The sequence below is a fragment of the Streptomyces sp. NPDC048269 genome, assembly GCF_040652395.1.
Taxonomy (GTDB): Bacteria; Actinomycetota; Actinomycetes; order Streptomycetales; family Streptomycetaceae; genus Streptomyces.
Window position 1 is genome coordinate 74,977 of sequence record NZ_JBEZLW010000009.1, and the last position, 18,380, is coordinate 93,356.

An 18,380-nucleotide genomic window follows, 5' to 3' on the forward strand; every position below is an offset into this window, starting at 1 on the left:
GATGCGGATCAAGCCCTTGACCTGGTCTTACTCTGTCGGGGTGGCGGGATTTGAACCCACGACCTCTTCGTCCCGAACGAAGCGCGCTGCCAAGCTGCGCTACACCCCGATCGTCGCCCTTGCGGCGCTTGCTGCCCTGGCGACATCGATTACTTTAGCGGACCCTCGGCCGGAGACGAAATCCGGTTTTCGCGCAGAGGGTGCGGGGCCGGTGCGGGCAGCCCCTACGCCTTCGGTGTCAGCGTCAGGAGGGTCGCCTCCGGCGGACACGCGAAGCGGACCGGGGTGAAGCGGTTGGTGCCGCAGCCGGCCGAGACGTGGAGGTACGCGCGGTGGCCGGCCGCCTCGTGCGTCGAGAGGCCCTTCACCCGGTCCGTGTCCAGGTCGCAGTTGGTGACGAGCGCCCCGTAGAAGGGGATGCACAGCTGACCGCCGTGCGTGTGCCCCGCCAGGATCAGCGGGTAGCCGTCCGCCGTGAAGGCCTCCAGCGTGCGCAGGTACGGGGCGTGTACGACCGCCATCGAGAAGTCGGCGTCCGCCTCCGGGCCGCCCGCCACCCGCTCGTAGCGGTCGCGCTTGATGTGCGGGTCGTCCAGCCCGGTGAAGGCGAGATCCAGGCCGTCCAGCTTCAGCCGGGCCCGGGTGTTGGTGAGGTTCAGCCAGCCCGCCGCGTCGAAGGCGTCCCGCAGGTCCTCCCACGGGTTGTGCACGGCGCCGACGACCGGCTTGTTGCCGTTCAGTCCGTGCCGCCCCTGGACCTTCTCGATCAGGTAGCGCCCGGGGTTGCGCAGGCGCGGCCCGTAGTAGTCGTTCGAGCCGAAGACGTAGACGCCCGGGAAGTCCATCAGGGGGCCCAGGGCGTCGAGCACCTCCGGGACCCCCTCGGTGTCGGAGAGGTTGTCCCCGGTGTTCACGACGAAGTCCGGGCGCAGGCCGGCCAGCGACTGCAGCCAGGCGCGTTTCTTGTGCTGCCCGCAGACCATGTGGATGTCCGAGACCTGGAGCACGCGCAGCGGGCGCATCCCCCGGGGCAGGACGGGCACGGTGACGCGGCGCAGGCGGAAGGACCGCGCCTCGAAACCGGCGGCGTAGGCCACACCCGCGGCCCCCACCGCGGCGATTCCGGCAGCTGCCTTCAGGGGGACTCCGTAACGCGCACGCATGGCCCCATCGTCGCAGACCCGGAAAACCAACGGGCACTACCGCCCCCGCACCTGGCAGACTCAGGTGCATGACCACGCTCAAGGCCAAGCTCCAGGAAGACCTCACGACCGCCATCAAGGCGCGCGACGAGCTGCACTCGTCCACGCTGCGACTGACCCTCTCCGCCATCACCAAGGAGGAGGTCGCGGGCAAGGAGGCACGTGTGCTCTCCGACGAGGAAGTCCTCAAGGTGATCGCCAAGGAGGCGAAGAAGCGCCGCGAGGCCGCCGAGGCCTTCGCCCAGGGCGGCCGTGCCGAGCAGGCCGCGCGGGAGACCGCGGAGGGCGAGTTCCTCGACACGTACCTGCCCAAGCAGCTCACCGACGAGGAGCTCACCGAGATCGTGGCGCAGGCCGTCGAGGAGGCCAGGGCGGCGGGCGCCGAGGGGCCGCGTGCCATGGGCGCCGTGATGAAGATCGTGAACCCGAAGGTGGCCGGGCTGGCCGAGGGCGGCCGCGTCGCCGCCGTCGTCAAGCAGCAGCTTTCCTGAGGCCTGCGCCGTAGGTGCGGAGAGGGGCCCCAGCCGGATCCGGCTGGGGCCCCTCTCGTGTCAGTGCCTACTGGGTGTCGCGTCCGCCGATCACGCCCGGAGGGATCGTGATCCCGGGGAACGGGTTCTCCGGATCGTTCCCGCCCGTGGCCCCGCCGGCCGTCTGCCCGCCGGGGCGGCCGCCGGGCTTGTTGTCGCCACCCGGCTTGCCGGGTTTGTTCGGGTTCGTCGGGGTCGTGGGCGGCTTGTTGCCGCGGGGGCCGCCGGACGGAAGCATCGGTTCCGGGATGCTGACCGTGGTGAAGGCAGGAGCATCACGCCCGGACAGCGCGCCCGTGATCGCGTCCTTCCAGATCGGGCCCGGCAGCCCGCCGCCGAAGACCTTCTCGTAGGGCTTGCCGCCGATCACGATGTCCTCCATCGTGATCTTCTTCGCGCCGCCGGAGCCGACCCACACCGCGCCGGAGATGTTCGGGGTGTAGCCGACGAACCAGGCGTTGTACCGGGAGTCCGTCGTACCGGTCTTGCCCGCGCTGTCGCGGTCGGTCAGACCCGCCCGCTCACCCGTACCGGAGTCGACCACTCCGCGCAGCAGGGTGTTGATGGTGTCGGCGGTATCCGTCGACATCGTCCGGTCGCACTTGCTCTTCGGCACGGCGAGCGCCTTGCCGTGCGCGTCGGTGATCGACTCGATGGCGACCGGGGTGCAGTAGACGCCGCGGTTGGCGAAGGTGGCGTACGCGTTGGCCATCGTCAGCGGGGAGAGTTCGGCCGAACCGAGCGCGATGGACGGGGCCTCGGGAAGCTTCGAGCCGTCGGCCGGGACCACGCCGAGCTTCTGCGTCATCTCCGTCACCGGGCAGAGGCCGATCTCGCCGATCATCTCGACGAAGTACGTGTTGATGGACTTCTCCATCGCCGTCTTCAGCGCGTACGGGCCGATCTCGTCCTCGGTCTCGTTCTTGGCCGTCTGGATCTTGCCGTCGACCGGCAGGTTCAGCCACTGCGTGCCGTCGCACTTCGAGATCGGGGTGGGGTAGTCGATCTTGTTCGGTGCCTGGTACACCTTCGTCGGCGGCATCCCCCGCTCCAGGGCGGCCGCCGCGATGAACGGCTTGAAGGTCGAGCCCACCTGGAAGCCGAAGTTCGAGCCGCCCATCCGCTTGTCCACGGAGAAGTTGATCTGCGTCTCGTTCTTCCCGAAGCCGTACGGCTTGGACTGCCCCATCGCGAGCACCCGGCCGGTGCCCGGCTGGACCATGGTCACAGCCGTCGCGATCGAGTCCTCCTGGTACACGTGGTCCTTGATCGACTCGTTGGCCGCGTCCTGCGACTGCGGATCCAGGGTCGTCCGTACCGTCAGGCCGCCCTGGTTCCAGACCTTCGCCCGCTCCTCGCGCGTCTTGCCGAAGACCGCGTCGGTCAGGAAGGTGTTGCGCACGTAGTCGCAGAAGAAGCCCGCGCCCTTGACCGCGGTGATGCAGCCGTTCTTCGGGCGGGTCACCTTCAGCGTGACCGGCTTCGCCTTCGCCGCGTCCGCCTCCGCCTGCGAGACGTCCTTGATGTCGGCCATCCGCTGGAGGACGACGTTGCGGCGCTTCATCGCCTCCTGCGCGTCGTTCACGGGGTCGTACCGGCTCGGCGACTGGACGACGCCCGCGAGCAGCGCGGACTCCTCCAGGGTCAGGTCCTTGGCCGGCTTGCTGAAGTAGCGCTGGGCCGCGGATTCGATTCCGTAGGCCTGCTGGCCGAAGTACGTGATGTTGAGGTAGTTCTCGAGGATCTTCTTCTTCCCGAGTTCCTCCTCGACCTGGATCGCGTACTTCAGCTCGCGGATCTTGCGGCCGAGGCTCTTCTCCTGGGCCTCGCGCACCTTGGTCTCGTCGTCGCCGGCTTCTTCGACGAACACGTTCTTCACGTACTGCTGGGTGAGGGTGGAGGCGCCCTGGGCGGCGCCGCCTTCCTGTGCGTTGCGGTTGACCGCGCGCAGGATGCCCTTCAGGTCGACCGCGCCGTGCTCGTAGAAACGCGAGTCCTCGATGGCGACGATTGCCTTCTGCATGTACGGGGAGATCGCCGTGAGCGGGACTACCTGCCGGTCGCGCGAATAGACAGTGGCGATCAAGCCACCCTCGGCGTCCAGAATCGTGGTCCGCTGACTCAGGGGCGGCGTCTTGAGATTGGCCGGGATCTCGTCGAATCCCTCGACCGTGCCCTTGGCCGCGAGCCCCAGGGCGCCTGCCGCCGGAATCGCCATGCCGGCCAGCACGATTCCGGAGAGAACGGACACCCCGAGGAACTTGGCGGCCTGCTGGCTCCCCGTGAGCCCGCCGCCCGAGCGCTTCTTTCCCATGGAGGGCAGCCTACGTTCTCATTCCCCGGACGCGCGCGAATGCCTTGGCCTAAGCTGTCCCCAACTGTCACAGCAGTGCGGTGCGACATCAACCCCTCGGCTTGATTTTCACCCTTCCCGAATGGGGTGGACTCATGTCCGAATCCCGCCTTCCGTGTGAGGTGCACTCAACTGGCGACTCGGTGATTTCACCCGAATCGCCGGAATGGCCGGGCATGTCGTCCGATCACTCCGTCGGGTGATCTGCCGCTTACCCATAGTCCGTTCGGACCATTCAAGATTGGGCCCGTCGGGGGTGTTGCGCTGTGCCTACCTTCCGTAACGTCCTCAACTGGCAGCGGTGAATATGCCGCTGCCGCCGTGGGGGAGCCTCGATTCGGGAGAGGACGGCGCCGGGATGGGCTGGGTTACCGACTGGAGTGCGCAGGCAGCCTGCCGCACTACCGATCCGGATGAACTGTTCGTTCAAGGAGCGGCACAGAACAGGGCCAAGGCGGTGTGCACCGGATGTCCGGTGCGGACCGAGTGCCTGGCCGACGCGCTCGACAATCGCGTCGAGTTCGGCGTGTGGGGCGGAATGACCGAGCGGGAACGACGTGCGCTGCTGCGCCGGCGTCCCACCGTCACCTCGTGGCGACGGCTGCTCGAAACCGCCCGCACGGAGTACGAGCGCAGCACAGGCATCCTGACCATGGATGCCGACGAGGAGATCGACGTTCCGTACGAGACGTACGCGGCGGCCGGGTAGATCACCCGGACCCGCACGTACGGACAGAACGCCTACGCTCCGGCCGGAACCCCGGCCGCGAGTCGCTCTCCGATGGCCCGCAGCCCGGCGAGGTCGTGCACATCGCCGGGCAGGGCGGCCACTTCGGCCACCGCCACCTCGGGGTGCAGTGAGGTGAAGCGATCGCGTGTGCGCTGCTCACGCGCGATCACCTGCATCCGTTCGGCATGCAGGCGCAGCAGTCCTGCCGTGATCTCGTCCACGTCGGGGGAGCCGTCGTCGGCGGCGTCACGAAGTCCAGCTTTCCCGGACTCCTGATCGACAATGCCGCCTTCCTCAAGATTCTCTGCGGCGGCCAACGCCCGTGCGGCGGACAGCTGGTCGGCGCCGCTGCCGTGCACCCGGTTCAGCACCAGACCGGCCAGCGGCATGCTCTCCGCGGCCAGCCGCTCCACGAAGTACGCCGCCTCGCGCAGGGCGTCCGGCTCGGGCGCCGCGACCACGAGGAAGGCCGTACCGGGAGCCTGGAGGAGCCGGAAAGTGGCGTCCGCGCGCGTGCGGAAGCCGCCGAACATGGTGTCCATCGCGGCCACGAAGGTCTGCACGTCCTTCAGCAGCGAGGCGCCCATCAGCTTGCTGAGCGTGCCGGTCATCATCGACATGCCGACGTTGAGGAACTTCATGCCCGCCCGGCCGCCCACCTTCGCCGGAGCCATCAGCACCCGGATGAACTTCCCGTCCAGGAAGGACCCGAGCCGCTTCGGCGCGTCCAGGAAGTCCAGCGCGGACCGGCTCGGCGGGGTGTCCACGATGATCAGGTCCCAGTCGTCCCGGGCCCGCAGCTGCCCCAGCTTCTCCATCGCCATGTACTCCTGCGTGCCCGCGAAGCCGGCCGACAGCGACTGGTAGAAGGGGTTGGCGAGGATGGCCCGGGCCCGCTCGCCGTCCGCGTGCGCCTCGACGATCTCGTCGAAGGTCCGCTTCATGTCCAGCATCATGGCGTGCAGTTCGCCGTTGCCCGCCCCCACGGTCGCCACCCTCCGCGGGGTGTTGTCCAGCGAGTCGATCCCCATCGACTGCGCGAGCCGCCGCGCCGGGTCGATGGTGAGCACGACCGCCTTGCGCCCCCGCTCGGCCGCCCGTACCCCCAGCGCTGCGGCCGTGGTGGTCTTGCCGACCCCGCCCGCCCCGCAGCACACGACGATCCGGGTCTCCGGGTCGTCCAGCAGCCGGTCGACCGCCAGCCGCGGCGGAGTGTCCAGTCCCACGGTGTCCACCCCCTCGCTCATTCGGCCACCGACTGCTTCCGCAGGTCCTTGGCCAGCTCGTACAACCCGGCCAGATCCATCCCCGCGCCGAGCAGGGGGAGTTCGTACGTCGGCACGCGCAGCTCCGCGAGTACGGTGCGCTGCGCGCGCTCCAGCTCCACCCGGCCCGCGTGCTCGGCGGCCTGTGCGAGCAGCGGGTCCACCAGCCGCTCGGCCGCCGCGCCGCGGCGCGCGCCGCCCAGGCCCGCCCGGGACAGCGCCTTGGCCACCTCGGCCCGGTGCTCGCCGGCCGCGGCACGCAGGGTGTCCTCGTCCAGATGGTGCGGGCGCACCATGTTCACCACGACCCGGCCGACCGGAAGCCCGGCCTCCTGCAGCTCGGCGATGCCGTCCGCGGTCTCCTGGACGGGCATCTCCTCCAGGAGGGTGACCAGGTGCACGGCCGTCTCGGGGGACTTGAGCACCTTCATGACGGCCTGCGCCTGGTTGTGGATCGGCCCGAACCGGGCCAGGCCCGCCACCTCGTCGTTGACGTTCAGGAACCGGGTGATCCGCCCGGTCGGCGGCGCGTCCATGATCACGTGGTCGTAGACGAACCGGCCGGTCTTGTCCTTGCGCCGCACCGCCTCGCACGCCTTGCCGGTCAGCAGCACGTCGCGCAGCCCGGGGGCGATGGTCGTGGCGAAGTCGATGGCGCCGAGCTTCTTGAGCGCGCGGCCCGCCGAGCCGAGCTTGTAGAACATCTGGAGGTAGTCCAGCAGCGCCCGTTCGGCGTCGATGGCGAGCGCGAAGACCTCGCCCCCGGCCTCGCCGCCCCCGCCGGGCGCGACGGCGATCTTGCGTTCCTCGTACGGGAGCGCCTCGGCGCCGAAGAGCTGGGCGAGCCCCTGCCTGCCCTCGACCTCCACCAGAAGAGTCCGCTTGCCCTCGCGTGCGAGGGCAAGCGCGAGTGCCGCGGCGACCGTGGTCTTGCCGGTGCCGCCCTTGCCGCTGACCACCTGGAGCCTGCTCACAGCGTCCGAGCCTAACGACTCGGATCCCGGGGCGCGCATGAGCCCCGTAGGACAGGCACTACCCTCGCTCCCATGACCAAGAAGTTCGAATACGCGACGGTCCCGCTGCTGGTCCACGCCACCAAGCAGATCCTGGACACCTGGGGCGAGGACGGCTGGGAGCTCGTCCAGGTCGTGCCCGGGCCGAACAACCCTGAGCAGCTCGTGGCCTACCTCAAGCGGGAGAAGGCATGAGCGGCGTTGTCGACGCGAAGCTGGCCGAGCTCGGCCTGACCCTGCCCGAGGTCGTCCCGCCGCTGGCCACGTACCAGCCGGCCGTGCGGTCGGGCGTGTACGTGTACACCGCCGGCCAGCTCCCGATGGTCAAGGGCAACCTGCCGGTCACCGGCAAGGTCGGCGCCGAGGTCTCGCCGGAGCAGGCCAAGGAACTGGCCGCCACGTGCGCGCTGAACGCCCTGGCCGCGGTCAAGTCGCTCGTCGGTGACCTCGACAAGATCGCGCGTGTCGTGAAGGTCGTCGGCTTCGTCGCCTCGGCCCCCGACTTCACGGCCCAGCCGGGCGTGCTGAACGGTGCGAGCGAGCTCCTTGGCGCCGTCCTCGGAGACAAGGGCGTCCACGCCCGCAGCGCGGTCGGTGTGGCGGTCCTCCCGCTGGACGCCCCGGTCGAGGTCGAAATCCAGGTCGAACTGGTCGCCGGAGCCTGACCTTTCCTGACGCGCCGCTCGCGCGGCCTGCGTCCGGGGGGACCTCCAGCGCCTCAAACGCCGGCGGGCTGAAATTGTCCTGCGGGCAATCCAAGCCCGCCAGCGCGAAGAGGCGCGGAGCGCCCCGTTCCACGCCTGCCAGGCGGACGGCATCAGCCGAATCCAGCCCCGCCGGCATTTGAAGGCGCGGGGTCCGGGGCGGAGCCCCAGGAGGCCGTGCGCAGCCCCGCCCAAGGCCCCGCTCCGCCGCGGCTCCGGCGGCCGGAGGCCTAGTCGCTCCCGGGTGCCCTCGAACATCGGCCCGGATGGCCGTAGCATCCGGCCATGCCGAATGGTCAGCAGCAGCCCCAGCCCCAGCCCCCTGCCGGAGGCCAGTGGTACCCGCCGGAGTGGCCCGCCCGCATCCGTGCGCTCGCCGAAGGCTCGCTCACTCCGGTGGACCCCCGCCGCGCCGCCACCGTGATGCTGCTGCGCGACACCCCCGCGGGACCCGCCGTGCACATGCTGCGCCGCCGCGCCTCGATGGCCTTCGCCGGAGGCGCGTACGCCTACCCCGGCGGCGGGGTCGACCCCCGGGACGAGGAGCACCAGGTGGGCTGGGCCGGACCCAGCCGGGACGACTGGGCCCACCGCCTCGGCACGGACACCCGTACCGCCCAGGCCATCGTCTGCGGCGCCGTCCGGGAGACCTTCGAGGAGGCGGGCGTACTGCTCGCCGGGCAGACGCCGGACACCGTCGTCGGCGACACCACCGGCGACGACTGGGAGGCCGACCGGCTGGCCCTCGTGGCGCGGGAGCTGTCCTTCGCGGAGTTCCTGGACCGCCGCGGCCTGCGGCTGCGCTCCGACCTGCTGGGGGCGTGGGCGCGCTGGATCACCCCGGAGTTCGAGCCGCGCCGCTACGACACCTGGTTCTTCGTCGCCGCGCTCCCCGAGGGGCAGCGCACCCGCAACGCCTCCACCGAGGCCGACCGGACCGTCTGGATCCGCCCCGCCGACGCCGCCGCCGGGTACGACAAGGGGGAGCTGCTGATGATGCCGCCCACCATCTCCACCTTGCGCTCGCTGGAGCCGTACGGGAGCGCCGCCGACGCACTCGCCGCGGCCGGTGCGCAGGACCTGACCCCCGTACTGGCCCGGGCCACGCTGGAGGACGGCGAGCTGGTGCTCAGCTGGCCGGGCCACGACGAGTTCACGAAGCGAGTGCGCCCCGGAGGCACCGCATGACCGACGCCGCCGCACTGCCCGGCCAGCCCCGCGGGGTCGTCACCTCCGGGCCCGCCACCGCCCGCGCGGTCAACATCCTGGCCCCCAACGCGTCCGCGATGACCCTGGACGGCACCAACACCTGGCTGCTGTCCGAGCCCGGGTCCGCCCTGGCCGTCGTCATCGACCCAGGCCCGCTGGACGAGGGGCACCTGCGCGCCGTCATCGACACCGCCGAGCGGGCCGGCAAGCGGATCGCCCTGACCCTGCTCACCCACGGCCACCCCGACCACGCCGAGGGCGCCGGCCGGTTCGCCGAGCTCACCGGCAGCAAGGTCCGCGCCCTGGACCCCGCCCTGCGCCTGGGCGACGAGGGACTGGCCGCCGGGGACGTGATCCGGACGGGCGGGCTGGAGCTGCGCGTGGTCCCGACCCCGGGCCACACCAGTGACTCGCTCTGCTTCCACCTGCCGGCCGACCAGGCCGTCCTGACCGGCGACACCATCCTCGGCCGCGGCACCACCGTCGTCGCGCACCCCGACGGCCGCCTGGGCGACTACCTGGACTCGCTGCGCCGGCTGCGCTCGCTCGCGGTCGACGACGGCGTGCACACCGTCCTGCCCGGGCACGGGCCGGTCCTGGAGGACGCCCAGGGCGTTGTCGAGTACTACCTGGCCCACCGCGCGCACCGCCTCGCCCAGGTCGAGACCGCCGTCGAGGACGGCTTCACCACCCCCGCGGCCGTCGTCGCCCACGTCTACGCGGACGTGGACCGCTCCCTGTGGCCCGCCGCGGAGTGGTCCGTCCGGGCGCAGCTGGAGTACCTTCAAGATCACGGACTGATCCCTGGAGGCCCTGAATGAACACCGTGTTCCTGCTGGTCATGCTGGTTGCCACAGCCGGCTGGATCACCTCGACGGTGACGCTCCGCGTGCAGAGCCTGCAGCTCAAGGCGGACCGGACCGAGCGCCGCCTGGCCCTCGTGCTGGACCACTTCGGCATAGAGGAGCCGGAGCCGGCCGGGATGGACGAGGTGCGCGACCTGCTCGCGGCCGACCGCAAGATTTCGGCGATCAAGGCCTACCGCCAGATCACCGGCGCGGGCCTGGCGGAGGCCAAGCTCGCCGTCGAAGCCCTCGAGGTCGCCCGGAAGTCCTGAGCGACGGCTAGCGCCGCGTACGCCGCGTCTTCGTGCCGTGGCGGGCCGTGTACTCGTCCGCGAGCCACGGCCCCAGGTCCTCGATGTAGCCGCGCAGCACGGCCGGGTCCGCGACCGGGTCGAGCGCCGCGGCGGCCGCGGCCCGCATCTGTGCGGCGCGCTCCGGGTAGTACGTGCCGAAGACCTCCGCGGACTCGGCGAGATCGCTGGTCCAGCCGCCCCACCGCGGCATGACCAGGGTGAATCCGGTGCGGACCAGGCGCCGCGCGAAGTCCCGGCTGAGCTTCCGGTACTCGTCCGGGGCCGACGCCGCCTGCGCCTTGGCCCGCCAGGTGGGCAGTACGTCGGCCAGGTCACCGTTGGTCTCCCGGGCGAGGAGGCTGTCCGGGCGGTAGCGGGGCAGGTGCTCGGCCAGGTCGGCGCCGAGCAGCGGGGTGCACAGACAGGCGAGGAACCAGCCCAGGTCGAATCGTTCCTGCTCGCTCAGCAGGGTGTCCTTGCCGTACAGCAGGAGGCCGACGCCGTCGATCTCCTCGAAGTCCTCGTCGAGCCCGCGCGCCAGCACCTCGGCGATGTCCCGGTCCTCATCGGCGGGCTCGTGGTGCAGGGCGATCAGCAGGTCGAGGTCGGACCGCCCGGGCCGGGCCGTCCCGCGCGGCACGGACCCGTACAGGTACGCGCTGTGCAGCCGCCGCCCATACGCCTCGGCGATCCGTTCCCGCGCCGCGGCCACGACCCCCCTGAACCCGTCCTGCACCTGGCCGAGCGACCCCTCCCGATCGAAGTACCCGTACGCGTCGAGACCTCTGTGTTCCATAGCTCCACTGTGCATCGGCCGCCCCCGCCCGTGGGTCTCCCCGGACGGGGCGGTCCGGGGGAGTGCGGGGCGCGGGGGCCGGGGCGGAACCCCGGCGACGGAGCCGCACCCGGAGACGCGAAAGGGGCCCCGCCCACCCGGGCAGGACCCCTCAACGGCTGATACCGGCGTCAGCGCGACCGCTTCGCGAGGCGCTCCACATCCAGCAGGATCACCGCACGCGCCTCCAGACGGAGCCACCCGCGCCCGGCGAAGTCGGCCAGCGCCTTGTTCACGGTCTCGCGAGAGGCGCCGACGAGCTGCGCGAGCTCCTCCTGCGTGAGGTCGTGCACCACGTGGATGCCCTCCTCCGACTGCACGCCGAACCGGCGCGACAGGTCGAGGAGCGCCCGCGCCACACGGCCGGGAACGTCGGAGAAGACCAGGTCGGACATCTGGTCGTTGGTCTTGCGCAGGCGCCGCGCGACGGCGCGCAGCAGCGCGGTCGCGACCTCGGGCCGGGCGTTCAGCCAGGGCTGCAGGTCGCCGTGGCCCAGGCCGAGCAGCTTGACCTCGGTCAGCGCGGTGGCGGTGGCGGTGCGCGGGCCCGGGTCGAACAGCGACAGCTCGCCGATCAGCTCGCCGGGGCCGAGGACGGCCAGCATGTTCTCGCGGCCGTCGGGGGAGGTGCGGTGGAGCTTCACCTTGCCCTCGGTCACGACATACAGCCGGTCGCCGGGATCGCCCTCGTGGAACAGGGCGTCACCGCGTGCGAGGGTCACCTCGCCCATGGAGGCGCGGAGCTCCGCGGCCTGCTCGTCATCGAGCGCCGCGAAGAGCGGGGCGCGCCGCAGAACGTCGTCCACGAGTCTCTCTCCTATGTCGACCAGCTCAGGGGACCGGTCTCCCATTTTGCCGGACGGCTCAAACAGTGCGATCAATCACTACCAAGGATGCCGGACGTACGGGTGTGCTGTGCGGTGGGAGGCCAATCGGGGTGGTGTTACCTGAGGTCCGGGCGGGTGTCAGCGGTCGGCCTTAGGCTGGCCGGGTGTCCAAGAAGCCGGTGAGAGCACAGGCCAAGGGGTCTGCGGGAGTGACCGCCGCCCAAAATTCAGCCGTGGGCGAACAAGTCTCTGAGGAGGCATCTTCGCAGGCCCTGCCCGCCCCTCAGGGCAAAGGTTCGGCCAAGAAACCGTCCGCGGCCAAGCCCGAATCCCGTCTGGCCATGGTGCGCCGGGCCCGCCGCATCAATCGCGAACTGGCCGAGGTCTATCCGTACGCCCATCCGGAGCTCGACTTCCGCAATCCCTTCGAGCTGCTCGTCGCGACGGTGCTGTCCGCACAGACCACCGACCTGCGCGTGAACCAGACGACCCCGGCCCTCTTCGCCGCCTACCCCACCCCCGAGGACATGGCGGCGGCCGCTCCCGAGCACCTGGAGGAGCTGATCAGGCCGACCGGGTTCTTCCGCGCGAAGTCCAGGTCCCTGCTCGGCATCTCACAGGCCCTGCGGGACAAGTTCGACGGGGAGGTGCCGGGGCGGATAGAGGACCTGGTGACCCTGCCCGGAGTGGGCCGCAAGACCGCGAACGTGGTTCTCGGCAACGCGTTCGGGGTCCCGGGGATCACCGTGGACACCCACTTCGGCCGGCTGGTGCGCCGCTGGAAGTGGACCGAGCAGGAGGATCCGGAGAAGGTCGAGGCGGAGGTCTGCGCGATCTTCCCGAAGAGCGAGTGGACGATGCTCTCGCACCGCGTCGTCTTCCACGGCCGCCGGATCTGCCACGCCCGCCGGCCCGCCTGCGGCGCCTGCCCGATCGCCCCGCTCTGCCCCGCGTACGGGGAGGGCGAGACCGACCCGGAGAAGGCGCGCAAGCTGCTCAAGTACGAGAAGGGCGGCCAGCCGGGCCAGCGGCTGAGCCCGCCCCCGGACTACCCGGGCCTACCGGCCCCGCCACTGGGCACCCCGGCGCCCTGACGGGCCGTGACAGGAACGAATCAGTACCCGGGCCGCGTTTGGCGGTGTGGGAGACGGTGTTGACTGAAGAACGCGGACAGGGGTGCCTATGACGCGCGGTACACGGGACGAGACGACGGCGGGAGCCCGCGAGGCCCGTGAGGCCCGGGAGGCCCGCGAAAGCGTCGGGGCGGTCGAGGTCAGCACGCACGGCCTGCCCGGCTGGCTCGACCCCGTCGTCGAGGCCGTGCGCACGGTGCGCCCGACCCAGCTGAGCCGGTTCCTGCCGCCCGAGGACGGCCGGGGCCGGCAGTCCGCCGTGCTCGTCCTGTTCGGCGAAGGCCCCCGCGGGCCCGAGCTGCTGCTCATGGAGCGCGCAGGCACCCTCCGCTCGCACGCGGGCCAGCCGTCCTTCCCAGGGGGCGCCCTGGACCCGGAGGACGGCGATCCGCACACCACCGGCCCGCTGCGCGCCGCGCTGCGCGAGGCCGAGGAGGAGACCGGACTCGATCCGTCCGGTGTCCAGCTCTTCGGGGTGCTGCCCCGCCTCTACATCCCGGTCAGCGAGTTCGTCGTGACCCCGGTCCTCGGCTGGTGGCGCGCCCCCAGCCCGGTCGGCGCCGTGGACCCGGCCGAGACGGCCCGCGTCTTCACGGTCCCGGTGGCCGATCTCACGAACCCCGAACACCGGGTCATGACCGTCCATCCCAGCGGCCACCTGGGCCCGGGTTTCACCGTCGAATCGGCTCTGGTCTGGGGTTTCACGGCCGGAGTGATCGACCGGATCCTGCACTTCGCGGGCTGGGAGCGACCGTGGGACCGCTCACGTCAGGTCCCGCTCGACTGGCGCGCGTGAGACGGTGGCCCATGTGAACGTGCTGGACATCCTGTTGCTGCTCGCCGCCGTATGGTTCGCGATCGTCGGCTACCGCCAGGGGTTCGTCGTCGGCATCCTGTCGGTGATCGGCTTCCTCGGCGGTGGTCTCGTCGCCGTGTCCCTGCTCCCGCTGGTCTGGGACCGGGTGACGGACAACGGCACCCGGGTGTCCACCACGGTCGTCGTCATCGCCGTCGTCGTGATCATCGTCTGCGCGTCGATCGGCCAGGCCCTGACCACTCACCTCGGGAGCCGGCTCCGGCGCCAGATCACCTGGTCACCGGCGCGCGCGCTGGACGCGACCGGCGGGGCCCTGGTCAACGTCGTCGCGATGCTGCTGGTGGCCTGGCTGATCGGGTCCGCGCTCGCCGGTACGTCACTTCCCACGCTGGGCAAGGAAGTCCGTAATTCCAAGGTGCTCCTGGGCGTGTCGCGGGTGCTGCCCGCCCAGGCGAACACCTGGTTCTCGGACTTCAGCGCCACCCTGGCGCAAAACGGCTTCCCGCAGGTGTTCAGCCCCTTCTCCAACGAGCCGATCACCGAGGTGAAGGCGCCCGATCCGGCGCTCGCCAGCAGCCCGGTCAGCGAGCAGGCCAAGCGTTCGATCGTGAAGGTCGTCGGCACCGCCCCCAGTTGCAGCAAGGTGCTGGAGGGCACGGGCTTCGTCTTCGCGCCCGGCAAGGTGATGACCAACGCGCATGTCGTCGGCGGAGTCGGCGAGCCGACCGTGCAGATCGGCGGCGAGGGCAAGCTGTACGACGGCAAGGTCGTGCTCTACGACTGGGAGCGCGACATCGCCGTCCTGGACGTGCCCAAGCTGAAGGCCCCGGCGCTGGAGTTCACCGACCGGGACGCGGCGAGCGGCAGCGACGCGATCGTCGCCGGCTTCCCGGAGAACGGCGCGTACGACGTCCGCTCCGCCCGCGTCCGCGGCCGGATCAACGCCAACGGCCCGGACATCTACCACCGGGGCACCGTCCGACGGGACGTCTACTCGCTCTACGCGACCGTCCGCCAGGGCAACTCCGGCGGCCCGCTGCTGACGGCCGACGGCAAGGTGTACGGGGTCGTGTTCGCGAAGTCCCTCGACGACCCGAACACCGGCTACGCCCTCACGGCGGACGAGATCCGCGACGACATCCGGATCGGCCGGATCGCCGAGCAGCGGGTCGACAGCCAGGGCTGCGCCCTCTGACAAGCTGATCCCCGGGTACGGGGCCCCGAACGCCGAGGGCACGGGGCCCGTCGGTCTCTGCGCCCGTCGGTCTCTGCGTTTGAGGGCCCTACGTCCGCCGGCCTGTGCGCCCGCCGGTCCTACGTACGCTGATGGCGCAGGCGCGCCGAGACCCAGAGGGCGCGGCGGCGCAGGATGCGCGGAATCCCGAGTCGGAGGTCATGGCCGTGACGGCCGGCCCTCTCGTAGGTGCCCGGCGTCGCAGCCGAGCGGCGTTCGTGTGCGGTGTCACCGTAGTCGTGCGTCCAGCCCATACTCCGAGCTGTGCCCGTGCCCCAAGGTCGGTAACCCCGTCCGAGGCGGCCAATTGGCCTATGCGCCAGGCAATTGAATGCTTGTCATACCGATCAGCGGTCCGGCTCGGGGTCCTTGAGCCAGTTCACGAGTTCGGTCGAGAAGGCCACCGGGTCCTCCTCGTGCGGGAAGTGCCCGAGACCGTCGAACAGCCGCCACCGGTACGGGGCTTCGACGTACTGGCCGGAGCCGGCCGCGCTCCGCGTGCGCATCACCGGGTCGAGCGAGCCGTGCAGGTGCAGGGTCGGCACCCGTACCGGCCGCTTCATCCGCCGGTTGAACTGGAGCCCGTCGGGCCGTGCCATGGACCGCATCATCCACCGGTACGGCTCGATCGAGCAGTGGGCGGTGGACGGGATGCACATCGCGCGCCGGTACACGGCGATGTCCTCGTCGGTCATGTCCTCCTGGAGCCGCGGCCCGGACCAGTCCCTGATCAGTTGCCCGACGAGGGCCCCGTCGTCGGCGACGAGCTGCCGCTCGGGGACGAACGGCCGCTGGAAGCCCCAGATGTGCGAACTCGCCCGGGTCTGACCGAAGTCCGACAGCATCGCCGAGCGCCACCGGCGCGGGTGCGGCATGGACGAGACGACGAGCCGGCGCACCAGCTTGGGCCGCATCACGGCCGCCGTCCAGGCGAGGTAGCCGCCCAGGTCGTGCCCCACGAGCGCGGCGTCGGGCTCGCCGAGGGACCGTACGACTCCGGTGATGTCGAGCGCCAGATTGGCGGGGTCGTAGCCGCGCGGGGTGCGGTCGCTGCCGCCCACGCCGCGCAGGTCCATCGCGACCGCCCGGTAGCCCGCGTCGGCGAGTGCCACCATCTGGTTCCGCCAGGTCCACCAGAACTGCGGGAAGCCGTGCAGGAGCAGCACAAGTGGACCGTCACCGAGCTCGGCGACGTGGAATCGGGCGCCGTTGGCGGCGACGTCCCGGTGTGTCACCGCTCGTCCGCCGGGGAGGTCGAGCCGCACCGCCGTGGCAGCAGTGGGGGGATTGCCGGGGTCCGGCGAGGGCGCTGTCATGAGGACGAGCGTGCCACACCCACGGCCTTGTCACTCAACGGCCGCGGGTGGGGCTTGACGGTCCCGACGAGCGCGGCGGTCTGCTTGACCGAATCGATGGTCTTCACCGGCGGCTTGACCTTCTTGAACTTCACGACGGCGAGCAGCCCGACCAGGCCCGCGAGCAGCCAGAACGCGCCGCCGACGATGAGGAAGGACCAGGCGAGCCCGAGCCCGAGGTTATGGATCCCGTAGGCCGCGGCGAAACTCAGTACGGGGAGGGAGAAGAGCACGAGCACACCCGCGACGATCGCGGCGCCGCTGCCGATGCCCGCGCGCTTGACGTCCTGCTTGATCTCCACCTTGGCGAGGGCGATCTCGTCGTGCACCAGGGCGGACATCTCGGCGGTGGCCGAGGCGACCAGCTGGCCGAGCGTGCGCTCGGCTCCTTGCACCCCTTGGTCCACTACGCTCATCGCTCTCTCCTTCTGTCGTCTGCTGCCGGCGGCTGTCCTCCGCCGGCAGTCCCAGTCAGATCATGCCGGACGGTCGCCCTCGATGCTGGACCCGGCCGCTGCTTCGGCCTTGCGCCGGTGTTCCGCGGCCTTCTCGTCGTAGATCTTCGCCATCCGCAGGTGGTACGCCGGGTTGTGCTCCTCGTAGATGTCCGGGATGCCGTCGAGGTCCTCGTCGCGCTCCTCGGCCTCGGTCAGGGCCCTGTACTTGCGGTCGCGGAGCTTGAGCAGGACGCAGGCGACGATCGCGGCGATGAGGGAGCCGATCAGGACGGCGGCCTTGATCTCGTCCATGAGGATCGGGTCGTCGGTGAAGGCGAGTTCGCCGATCAGCAGCGAGACGGTGAATCCGATGCCGGCCAGCGAGGCGACGGCGAAGACGTCCGGCCAGGCGAGGTCCTCGTTGAGCTCGGCCTTGGTGAAGCGCGCGGCCAGCCAGGTGCCGCCGAAGATGCCGACCGTCTTGCCGACGACCAGGCCGAGGACGACACCGAGGGTCTCCGGCCGGGTGAAGACCTGGCCGATGGCTTCGTCGGAGAGCGAGACCCCGGCCGAGAAGAGGGCGAAGAGCGGCACGGCGAGACCGGCCGAGAGGGGCCGTACGAGGTGCTCGATGCGCTCGCCGGGGGAGTGCTCCTCGCCGTCCTCGCGGTGGCAGCGGAGCATCAGGCCCATGGCGACACCGGCGATGGTGGAGTGGACCCCGCTGTTGTACATCAGGCCCCAGACGGCCAGGGCGAGTGGGACGTAGACGTACCAGCCGCGGACGCCCCGGCGCAGCAGGAACCAGAAGAGGACCAGGCCGGCGGCCGCGCCGCCGAGGGCCAGGAAGTCGATGTCGCTGGTGAAGAACACCGCGATGATGATGATCGCGAAGAGGTCGTCGACGACGGCGAGGGTCAGCAGGAAGGCGCGCAGGGCGGACGGCAGCGAGGTGCCGATGACCGCGAGGACGGCGAGCGCGAAGGCGATGTCGGTGGCGGTCGGGACCGCCCATCCGGCCTGCGATCCGTCACCGAGCACGTTGACGAGGGCGTAGACCCCGGCCGGTACGGCCATGCCGCAGACGGCGGCGATGACCGGGAGGGCGGCGGCCTTGGGGTCGCGCAGATCGCCCGCGACCAGCTCGCGCTTGAGCTCGATGCCGGCGACGAAGAAGAAGATGGCGAGCAGACCGTCGGCCGCCCAGTGCTGCATCGACAGGTTCAGGCCGAGGGCTTCGGGGCCGATGTGGAAGTCGCGGACGGTGTCGTAGCTGTCCGTCAGAGCGGGTGTGTTCGCCCAGATCAGGGCGGCGACAGCGGCCACGAGCAGCAGCACACCGCCGACGGTCTCGGTGCGCAGGGCATCGCCCACGAAGCGGCGCTCGGGCAGAGAGAGCCGGCCGAGGAACTTGCGCCGATGGGGGTCGGTCGGGCGGGGCGTGGCCACGGAAGGGAACCTCCGGTTGGTCGACGGCATGACGAATGCAGTTGCCGACCAGACTTCCCGGCTCACCCCTGTGGACTTGCTTGACGCTGTCAATATTTTACAGGGTGTAGTCGGGGACGTATCCGGCGACCATCACTTTATGCGCGAAA

General features: G+C 70.8%; 19 protein-coding genes and 1 tRNA gene. 10 read left to right on the top strand and 10 right to left on the bottom strand.

Features of this window, described 5'->3' with window-relative positions; all coding sequences use genetic code 11:
* Positions 1-35: 35 nt before the first annotated feature.
* Positions 36-109: transfer RNA gene (locus tag AB0D48_RS12970), tRNA-Pro, on the bottom strand.
* A 115-nt stretch (positions 110-224) separates the two neighbouring features.
* Entirely contained in the window at positions 225-1,163 is a 939-nt protein-coding gene (locus AB0D48_RS12975) for a metallophosphoesterase (protein WP_362394567.1), read from the bottom strand.
* Positions 1,164-1,231: 68 nt separating this feature from the next.
* Here AB0D48_RS12975 and AB0D48_RS12980 point away from each other — a divergent pair, with 68 nt between their 5' ends.
* Positions 1,232-1,693: a GatB/YqeY domain-containing protein gene (locus AB0D48_RS12980; RefSeq protein ID WP_362394570.1), complete on the top strand. Its 462-nt coding sequence runs from the start codon at positions 1,232-1,234 to the stop codon at positions 1,691-1,693.
* A 67-nt stretch (positions 1,694-1,760) separates the two neighbouring features.
* Here AB0D48_RS12980 and AB0D48_RS12985 read toward each other — a convergent pair whose 3' ends face one another.
* Positions 1,761-4,046: a transglycosylase domain-containing protein gene (locus AB0D48_RS12985; RefSeq protein WP_362394573.1), complete on the bottom strand. Its 2,286-nt coding sequence runs from the start codon at positions 4,044-4,046 to the stop codon at positions 1,761-1,763.
* A 397-nt stretch (positions 4,047-4,443) separates the two neighbouring features.
* Between AB0D48_RS12985 and AB0D48_RS12990 the strand changes: the two genes are divergently transcribed.
* Positions 4,444-4,794, top strand: coding sequence for a WhiB family transcriptional regulator (locus tag AB0D48_RS12990; RefSeq protein WP_257559391.1), 351 nt, complete (start codon positions 4,444-4,446; stop codon positions 4,792-4,794).
* A gap of 32 nt (positions 4,795-4,826) precedes the next feature.
* On the opposite strand, the gene AB0D48_RS12995 is transcribed toward AB0D48_RS12990, so the two are convergent.
* Together AB0D48_RS12995 and AB0D48_RS13000 are read right to left on the bottom strand one after the other, a co-directional pair.
* Entirely contained in the window at positions 4,827-6,062 is a 1,236-nt protein-coding gene (locus AB0D48_RS12995; RefSeq protein WP_362394576.1) for an ArsA family ATPase, read from the bottom strand.
* On the bottom strand, positions 6,059-7,054 hold the full coding sequence (locus AB0D48_RS13000; protein WP_362394579.1) for an ArsA-related P-loop ATPase: 996 nt from the start codon (positions 7,052-7,054) through the stop codon (positions 6,059-6,061). The genes AB0D48_RS12995 and AB0D48_RS13000 overlap by 4 nt, the downstream gene beginning before the upstream one ends.
* A gap of 72 nt (positions 7,055-7,126) precedes the next feature.
* Here AB0D48_RS13000 and AB0D48_RS13005 point away from each other — a divergent pair, with 72 nt between their 5' ends.
* The 5 genes from AB0D48_RS13005 (at position 7,127) to AB0D48_RS13025 (ending at position 10,123) form a co-directional block, all read left to right on the top strand.
* Entirely contained in the window at positions 7,127-7,288 is a 162-nt protein-coding gene (locus tag AB0D48_RS13005) for a DUF4177 domain-containing protein (protein WP_007264966.1), read from the top strand.
* Positions 7,285-7,758, top strand: coding sequence for a RidA family protein (locus AB0D48_RS13010; RefSeq protein ID WP_362394581.1), 474 nt, complete (start codon positions 7,285-7,287; stop codon positions 7,756-7,758). The genes AB0D48_RS13005 and AB0D48_RS13010 overlap by 4 nt, the downstream gene beginning before the upstream one ends.
* A 324-nt stretch (positions 7,759-8,082) precedes the next feature.
* Complete coding sequence (locus AB0D48_RS13015; RefSeq protein ID WP_362394584.1) at positions 8,083-8,985, top strand: NUDIX hydrolase; 903 nt, start codon at positions 8,083-8,085, stop codon at positions 8,983-8,985.
* The gene (locus tag AB0D48_RS13020; RefSeq protein WP_362394587.1) at positions 8,982-9,827 is read left to right on the top strand and encodes an MBL fold metallo-hydrolase; all 846 of its coding nucleotides are present in this window, start codon (positions 8,982-8,984) and stop codon (positions 9,825-9,827) included. The genes AB0D48_RS13015 and AB0D48_RS13020 overlap by 4 nt, the downstream gene beginning before the upstream one ends.
* Positions 9,824-10,123, top strand: a complete 300-nt coding sequence (locus AB0D48_RS13025; protein ID WP_362394590.1) for a ribosomal protein L7/L12 — start codon at positions 9,824-9,826, stop codon at positions 10,121-10,123. The genes AB0D48_RS13020 and AB0D48_RS13025 overlap by 4 nt, the downstream gene beginning before the upstream one ends.
* A gap of 7 nt (positions 10,124-10,130) precedes the next feature.
* On the opposite strand, the gene AB0D48_RS13030 is transcribed toward AB0D48_RS13025, so the two are convergent.
* Together AB0D48_RS13030 and AB0D48_RS13035 are read right to left on the bottom strand one after the other, a co-directional pair.
* Positions 10,131-10,940 carry a nucleotidyltransferase domain-containing protein gene (locus AB0D48_RS13030; protein ID WP_362394593.1) on the bottom strand — a complete coding sequence of 270 codons (810 nt, stop codon included), beginning with the start codon at positions 10,938-10,940 and terminating at the stop codon, positions 10,131-10,133.
* A gap of 170 nt (positions 10,941-11,110) precedes the next feature.
* Entirely contained in the window at positions 11,111-11,785 is a 675-nt protein-coding gene (locus AB0D48_RS13035; RefSeq protein ID WP_003981529.1) for a Crp/Fnr family transcriptional regulator, read from the bottom strand.
* A 293-nt stretch (positions 11,786-12,078) separates the two neighbouring features.
* On the opposite strand from AB0D48_RS13035, the gene nth reads away from it, so the two are divergent.
* The 3 genes from nth to AB0D48_RS13050 all read left to right on the top strand — a co-directional run bounded on the left by nth (position 12,079) and on the right by AB0D48_RS13050 (position 14,951).
* On the top strand, positions 12,079-12,900 hold the full coding sequence (nth, locus tag AB0D48_RS13040; RefSeq protein WP_362394957.1) for an endonuclease III: 822 nt from the start codon (positions 12,079-12,081) through the stop codon (positions 12,898-12,900).
* Positions 12,901-12,988: 88 nt separating this feature from the next.
* Complete coding sequence (locus AB0D48_RS13045; RefSeq protein ID WP_362394596.1) at positions 12,989-13,735, top strand: CoA pyrophosphatase; 747 nt, start codon at positions 12,989-12,991, stop codon at positions 13,733-13,735.
* Between the two features lie 13 nt (positions 13,736-13,748).
* Positions 13,749-14,951: a MarP family serine protease gene (locus tag AB0D48_RS13050; RefSeq protein ID WP_362394600.1), complete on the top strand. Its 1,203-nt coding sequence runs from the start codon at positions 13,749-13,751 to the stop codon at positions 14,949-14,951.
* 386 nt (positions 14,952-15,337) lie between these two features.
* Here AB0D48_RS13050 and AB0D48_RS13055 read toward each other — a convergent pair whose 3' ends face one another.
* Genes AB0D48_RS13055 through nhaA form a run of 3 tightly spaced genes read right to left on the bottom strand, consistent with a single transcriptional unit; the run spans position 15,338 to position 18,231 of the window.
* Entirely contained in the window at positions 15,338-16,306 is a 969-nt protein-coding gene (locus AB0D48_RS13055) for an alpha/beta hydrolase (RefSeq protein WP_362394603.1), read from the bottom strand.
* On the bottom strand, positions 16,303-16,761 hold the full coding sequence (locus AB0D48_RS13060; RefSeq protein ID WP_362394606.1) for a phage holin family protein: 459 nt from the start codon (positions 16,759-16,761) through the stop codon (positions 16,303-16,305). The genes AB0D48_RS13055 and AB0D48_RS13060 overlap by 4 nt, the downstream gene beginning before the upstream one ends.
* Before the next feature lie 60 nt (positions 16,762-16,821).
* Complete coding sequence (gene nhaA / locus AB0D48_RS13065) at positions 16,822-18,231, bottom strand: Na+/H+ antiporter NhaA (protein WP_362394609.1); 1,410 nt, start codon at positions 18,229-18,231, stop codon at positions 16,822-16,824.
* Between the last annotated feature and the right edge of the window lie 149 nt (positions 18,232-18,380).